Annotated in this window: 6 protein-coding genes; 2 read left to right on the top strand and 4 right to left on the bottom strand. The window is 47.7% G+C overall.

The features are described from left to right. Positions 1-7 precede the first annotated feature (7 nt). Positions 8-934, top strand: a complete 927-nt coding sequence (locus SFW65_08675) for a metal ABC transporter substrate-binding protein (GenBank protein MDX1923186.1) — start codon at positions 8-10, stop codon at positions 932-934. A 2-nt stretch (positions 935-936) separates the two neighbouring features. On the opposite strand, the gene SFW65_08680 is transcribed toward SFW65_08675, so the two are convergent. Next, complete coding sequence (locus SFW65_08680; GenBank protein MDX1923187.1) at positions 937-1,731, bottom strand: hypothetical protein; 795 nt, start codon at positions 1,729-1,731, stop codon at positions 937-939. A gap of 120 nt (positions 1,732-1,851) precedes the next feature. Further along, the gene (locus tag SFW65_08685; GenBank protein ID MDX1923188.1) at positions 1,852-3,804 is read right to left on the bottom strand and encodes a Hint domain-containing protein; all 1,953 of its coding nucleotides are present in this window, start codon (positions 3,802-3,804) and stop codon (positions 1,852-1,854) included. Positions 3,805-4,102: 298 nt separating this feature from the next. Here SFW65_08685 and SFW65_08690 point away from each other — a divergent pair, with 298 nt between their 5' ends. Further along, a complete protein-coding gene (locus SFW65_08690) occupies positions 4,103-4,651 on the top strand; it encodes a c-type cytochrome (GenBank protein MDX1923189.1) in 549 nt (182 codons plus the stop codon). 21 nt (positions 4,652-4,672) lie between these two features. Here the strand turns inward: SFW65_08690 and SFW65_08695 are convergent, their stop codons facing one another. Together SFW65_08695 and SFW65_08700 are read right to left on the bottom strand one after the other, a co-directional pair. Beyond that, positions 4,673-5,947 carry a cytochrome P460 family protein gene (locus tag SFW65_08695; GenBank protein MDX1923190.1) on the bottom strand — a complete coding sequence of 425 codons (1,275 nt, stop codon included), beginning with the start codon at positions 5,945-5,947 and terminating at the stop codon, positions 4,673-4,675. Positions 5,948-5,998: 51 nt separating this feature from the next. Beyond that, the coding region (locus SFW65_08700) for a hypothetical protein (GenBank protein ID MDX1923191.1) at positions 5,999-6,632 on the bottom strand (634 nt) is incomplete at its 5' end.

The raw sequence follows: 6,632 nt of genomic DNA on the forward strand, positions 1-6,632 counted from the left end.
TAAGCACATGCGCAAGCTCCTCGCCGCAATATCCATAGCTATGTCTATAGTTTCCCTTCCCTTGCACGCGGCGCCACTAAAAGTTGTCGCCAGCTTTTCTATTCTTGGCGATATGGTCAAGCAGGTTGGCGGCGATTTAATTGAAGTCGAGACGCTGGTTGGCCCAGATGGCGATGCGCATGTATTCCAGCCCACACCCGCCGATGGAAAAAAAGTTGCCCGCGCATCTATCGTATTCATCAATGGGCTTGGCTTTGAAGGATGGATTGAACGCCTAGTTAAATCAGCTGATTACAAAGGCAAACTCGTAACAGTAAGCACAGGCTTAAACCATACACGCACCATGACTGAGGAAGAAGACGAGCATGACCACGGGCATGGACACAAACATGGAACTGCTGTTACCGACCCCCATGCATGGCAAAGCCTGAGTAATGGCCGTTTATATATCAACAATATTGCCAAAGCACTAAGCGAGGCAGACACCGCACATGCCGCGCAGTACAAAGCCAATGCCGCAAAGCTGGATAGCGAATTAGCCGCATTAGATAGCTGGGTAAAAGCAGAAATTGCGCAGATACCCGCAAGCAAGCGTAAGGTGATTACATCGCATGATGCATTCGGATATTTTTCTGATGCTTACGGTGTGACGTTCAAAGCGCCCGTTGGCATCAGCACCGAAGCCGAGCCAAGCGCCAAAGGCATGAAGGAAATGATAACCCAACTGAAGCAGGAAGGCGTAAAAGCCGTATTTTTTGAAAACATGGCCAGCGAAAAAGTCATTAAACAACTGGCAGAAGAAGCCAAGGTTAGCGTTGGTGCGCCGCTTTATGCGGATGCACTATCCCCCAAGGATGGCCCAGCCTCCAGTTATCAGGCGATGTTTAAATACAATGCAGGCAAGCTGGTTGAGGGTATGAAGCTCAACCAGTAGCACTACTCGGTCTGCTCCGCTGGAGCTTCTGCGGGTGTCTCTGCCGGTGCTTCAGCGGGAGCTGCTTCCGTCGGGGGCGTTACCGCATCTGGAACTTCCTGCGGCGTATCGACAAACGGCATTACGTTATCAAGCATGCCGCCATTTTTATACTCCACAAAACCGCTTTCAAGCCATATGCGCTGGACAGGACAGCCATCATCTTCTTTTTTATCTGCCGCAGGCGCGCCTTTGCATTTCGTCGTAAGACCAAAAACAGTCAAAATGGTTTTCAGCCTGCTGTCCTCCACATTCTTATGTTCCCAGCTTTTTTGACGGAGAATAAAGTGCTGGTTCCATTTTTCATAGGCGGTTGAATTATAGCCTACCAGCATACAGCCATCCTTATTGCACGCAGTGCCAAGAACACATGTTTGCATCGGCTTATCAGCCCATCCCGCGAAATCTATAAGATAACTAGCAGAAACCGAATTATCACGTGTTGCATCGGATGTGTAGCGATAGAATTTGAGCAGCTTTTTGTTTTCTATATCCTTGGTGCAGGTTTCAGAAAGGGTATCTGCCTGTATGCGCATATATTCGGGAAGGCTGCTCAGAGAAACTTCCTTGATGACCACGTTTTTTGCGTTGTTCAAACCGGTTGCCTTGTTGGTTGGAACGGCGAAACGCTGTTCGGGCTTGTAGCGAATTTCAGGGCCAAAGTTAGGTTGCGGTGCAGGCGCATCAGCGGACAAAGCTGGCTCAGCAACAAATGTTAGAAAACCGAAGATGGCGGCGAATGCTAAGGAGTACTTCATGAACCAATCCTTACGTAAGAGAATCTGGGGGAATTATAAACTTTTGTAACCAAAACCACCAATAAAAAACGAGGGACGCCGGGTCCCTCGTTTGATATCTGGTACGTCGCTTACCGACGGTTATTTCTTCTCAGGAACTGGATAATCCAGCACTCTCAAGCCGCCTGCGATATATCCGTCTGCACCTTCCACATCCAGGTTATATACGGTAACCGGGGTTTTGTTTTCGGTGATTTCTTTAACTACAATCACCTTGCCATCGGCACCGATGATCTTGTCGCCAATCTTCACGTTCTTGGCTTCAACCACCTTACCTCCTTCAAGGATGACCTTGTGTACCGAGGTAATCTTCAGATCATTCAGCTTGAGAACTTGTTTCTCGCCGGTAATCATAACAGACTTCACCTTGGCATCTTTAAGATCCTTAAGCGGGTGCTTGCTGTCGAAGGCTTTTACAATGTCGCCCACTTTAATAGCATCGATTTCTTTTTCGGTGCCATCAGCCAGCAAGATTTTGGTGTCTGCGCTTACACAGAAGTTGTGTACTTCTGGGCATGGTTCGCCAACACACTCTGCAAAGAAGCTACAGCTATCGCGGAAACCGTCGATAATCTGCGTATCTTTACCGGCACACTCACTGCATGCACCCTTCGATGATGTCGAACGGATACAGTTACGTTCTGCGGCAATCTTGCGTACTTCATTGCAAGCCAGAGTTACAGCGCTGCATGATGTTGTACCAACCCATGGGGTGAACTTGCGTTCACATTCACGGATGCTTACATCGGGTATGCTACCGCGCTGCGCAGCGTTGATGAAGGATACATATTCAATATCCGTTTCTGCTGGGATGAAGATATCCTTATCAGAGCGGTTATAGTATTCCTTGCAAACAAACTGAAGGTTAGCTTCAGGCTTGGTGCACACCTTCTTTACCTTCACTTCGGTATGGCAAACTGGCTGGCCATCTTCGCCAACAGTCTTGCGGCCAAAGCCGTCGGTACATACTTCTTCGTTATAGGTTACATCCTTACAGGTTTCGCCTTCGTTCGCATTTACGTCGAAGTTAGGAACCTGCGAGGCAAGACCATGGCCAGATAGAAGCTTGAAGCCTTGACCTTTAATGTCAATACCATCGATGCTGGTTGCACCGCGGCCGCCTACCGACTTCGAGCTATCAAAGAAGTCACGCGCAGACGTACCAACCAAGATACTATCAATGTAACGTGCTGCGTCATCGGTTGCGTTTACAATCACAGTCGGATAGTACATATCCACAAAGCAACCATCAGCGCCTGAGCAAAGGCTCTTGCTGGTGGTATGTTGCATGTATTTGATACATCCTTCGCTGCTGGACACTACGCCGTCGTGGTTTGCGTCCATTTCCTCGAGGTTGCAATAGCTGCGATCGCGCACGATACGGAATACCGGATTGTTATTGATTTTATCACGGTAAATGTAGCGCTTATCTGGGAATGTATTCTTATTTGCTTCACGCATTGACAAATACGCATCTGGCGAAATGAAGGTTGAAGCCAGCACATAGCCTGACCATGCGACGTTACGTGCATGATTAAATAATGCAGGGCATTGTTTTTCTGTTGCTGAACATTCCTTGCGGCATGTTACGTTCAGTTCAGCAGTTGCCGGGCATGGATCGAGTGCAGTTGGTTTCCCTTCGATAATTTGGGTATCGCCATCATTGTGATAGACCGGCAAGTTACAGCCATCTTCACGGCAGATGCGTACAGGGCATGTATCAAGTTTTGCTTCACCACCAAAGTAGCCAACGGGATCGATGACAATATCTTTGAGACCATCACCGTCAAAGTCTACTTCATAGCCTTTAAGCTTTGAAAAATTGGGATCTTGCGGCGCTGGCTTACAGCCCATCACCGCCGCTTTAATATCGCGTTTAACGCCATGGCGATCTGATGGGATCACAGGATCGTCTGCTGACTTCAGATCAAGCGTACCCCATTTGGATACCCAATCTAAATCTGTCGTTTGAGCATTAACTTGTGTTCCCGCTAATGAGAAGCACAAAGCAAGCAAGACAAATAAAGTGCGCATATAAGACTCCCACTAGAATTTTGAATTCAACATGCACTTTAGGTTAAAACAATTGCCGGTTTCTTAATTGATACGGTTACAAATTTGTTAAAATGCCATTCAAATTTTCTTGGGAAATTCTGCCGCAATTTGTGATGTCTTTGATAATCAATCGTGAATCATCATGCGATACATTTTGTCACAAGCTTAACATCGGTATGTGCCGCGCAGCACAAATCAGATAAACTGCAAATAAGTTTACTGTCTTTCTAAATCATGGTTAATTTTACATTACCAACCATCTTTTTCAGGAATCAGAATGTCAACGCGCGCTAAACGTCCTTATTGGTTTTTGCTAGTCATTCTGATTGCTGCGCTATGCGCAGCAACGTGGTTCCATTTAGGGTCACCGAATAAAACAGCGCCGCTTCCAGTGCTTCAAGAAAAGCAAAAAGAAAAACCAAGCGAACATTCGAGTGAGAATAAAATTGATGATGCAGACGATGATCCAGCCAGTGCTGAGCAACGCGCGGCACTTCAAGATCTCATCAACAAAGCTGATCCTCGACGCGGCCATAGCCTCGTGCATATGTGCATTGAATGCCATACCTTCGATGAAGATGGCCCAGTTCGTTTTGGTCCAAACCTGTTCGGAATTGTCGGTTCGCATCATGCTTCCAAAAAAGGATTTGTGTATTCAGAGAAATTGAAATCCATGCAGGATAAAATCTGGACTGAAGAAAATCTGAATGCTTTTTTAACTGGCGTTCAATCCTATGCACCCGGAACACGCATGACCTATCCCGGCGTACCAAAAGCAGAAGACCGCGCTGATATCATCGCGTATCTGAAAACACTTAAACCTTAAGTTGAACTGTTCGATAATCGCCTATTCAATCACGGCTGGCGCAAATGAATAGCTGGGCAAGCCATCTCTATCTTTTGCTGTATAGACCAATGGCAAGATTTGCCTGCTGATGCCTTGGCCACCGCAGGTGATAAATAGCATGGCAGATGGCTTATATTCTTTCGATACATCGCGCACGATAACGCCCTGCGGCCCCTTCTTCACAAGCGCGTCACCGTCATCTTCCGCAGCAGCAGGATAAGCGGCATCACCATTCTGTTCCAGCTTGCGCCGCTTGCCGCCTTCTTTAATGAAATTTACAGCAGAGCCGCGCAAGCGGACCAACCCCACGCAGTTTTCATAGTTGGTTTTTTTGATACTGGATGCGAGTTCCAGCGTATCAGGATCTGTTCGGTCATAGATTAGGAAAATCGAACCCGTATCTTTTTGTGCAATTTTTGCCAGCACAGGCCCCATTTCACCCAGCGCGCCAGCAAAAAAATCGCCTTCATAACCTTTAAGCGGGCGGCCTTTCCACTGGTCAATACTATTAATCAGGTTCAATGCGATGCGTGGAACTTTCTTGGGATCCAGATCTTTCATCGATTCACTAAAGCGGTTGGATAATACCGCCTTGTCTTTAACAGGCGGCGTTTCTTTGCTATCTGCAAAAAGGAATTGTGGTTGGGAGAATACAGCACCGCGGTCAGCCGCACGCGCATGGCATTCAACGCAGGCCTTGATTTCTGCATCCGACATTACACCCCAAATGCCAGTATTGGCGGGGTCCTGCGGCGCGCGCGGATCAGGATTGATAAAGCGCAGATATGTCCAGCCGTCGGCAGATTTTTTCTTGTGGTTTGGGTCCCATAACATCACCATCAATCGGTTCAAAAAACGTGATGGCATGACGCTGCTGGGCAGGGCCAAATCTTCTTCAGCGGGATACACCAGCTTACCGAACATTGCACCAACTGGGTAATCGGTACGCTGTTCAATTAGTGTATTCCATGCAAGATCATTGGCATACGTCAAACGGAATTCGTGAATATCCTGACGCCAGCGCGCACCAACGAAATGCCATTTTTTCCAGAAATCAGCATACAAGGCAGGTGGAATATCCATCTTCGCTTTATCTTCATCAGATAAGGCAAACACAAAATCAGGAAATTTGCGGTTTGATTTTACGCCATCTTCTTTTTGGCTGGCTTCTTTTTGGCCGACTTCATGCTGTTTGGCTTCGATGGTGATTTTTTCATCTTTAGGGCTTGCAGCTGGCGCTTCCGCCCAAACAGGAACGGCGGCGACCAGCGGCATGATAAAAAGGAACGCTCTTAAATCCCAAACGCGCATTCCAGACCCTTTATGTTATTGCTGTACGTCCTCAGCTGGTTTTTGAAAAACTGGTCTGCCAGTCACAGCGGCCATGGCACGATCACATTCCGAAGCCTTTGGACGGGCTTCAAGTTGCTGATTACCCTTAGCATTATTTTTTGCTACGCGGCGGGTACCAAGGAAGGACACGGTTGTATCGCAGTATGAAAGCCAGATTTTATCAAGGCTTTTACGCTCATCTGCCTGACATGCGTATAAGTCTTCAACCGTGGCAGCTTTTTGAACGCATTCCATCGACTTTTGCAGCATCTCCATACGTTCCTGACGGTTTTGGATAGCGAGTTGTTGTGCGCCAGCAAAATCATTAGGGCGCTTGTGCATGGTAATATCTTTTAGCACATCTTCCACTGCTTCATCCGTCAAGACTTCGGTTTTAGGCTGAGGTGTTGATGGCGCAATAGTATTTGGACCAGCGGGGGCTGCTGCGGGTTGGCCTGGTACTGCTACCGGTACTGCTGCAGGCGCTGCGCCTGGTGCAGCTGCGGGGGCGGCTGCAACTGGTTGTGCAACAGTCTTGGCATCCGGCGCTGCTGCTGGTGTTTCAGCAAAAGCGGGCACAGCAAGAAGAGCGAAAGATACAAATGCAAACGACAGGAAGTTTTTCATG

This window comes from Alphaproteobacteria bacterium, assembly GCA_033762625.1.
Classification (GTDB): Bacteria; Pseudomonadota; Alphaproteobacteria; order UBA9219; family RGZA01; genus RGZA01.

Coding starts and splice junctions, on each gene's coding strand:
- SFW65_08675 (MDX1923186.1), top strand. CDS start 8: ATGCGCAAGCTCCTCGCCGCAATATCCATAGCTATGTCTATAGTTTCC.
- SFW65_08680 (MDX1923187.1), bottom strand. CDS start 1,731: ATGAAGTACTCCTTAGCATTCGCCGCCATCTTCGGTTTTCTAACATTT.
- SFW65_08685 (MDX1923188.1), bottom strand. CDS start 3,804: ATGCGCACTTTATTTGTCTTGCTTGCTTTGTGCTTCTCATTAGCGGGA.
- SFW65_08690 (MDX1923189.1), top strand. CDS start 4,103: ATGTCAACGCGCGCTAAACGTCCTTATTGGTTTTTGCTAGTCATTCTG.
- SFW65_08695 (MDX1923190.1), bottom strand. CDS start 5,947: ATGCCGCTGGTCGCCGCCGTTCCTGTTTGGGCGGAAGCGCCAGCTGCA.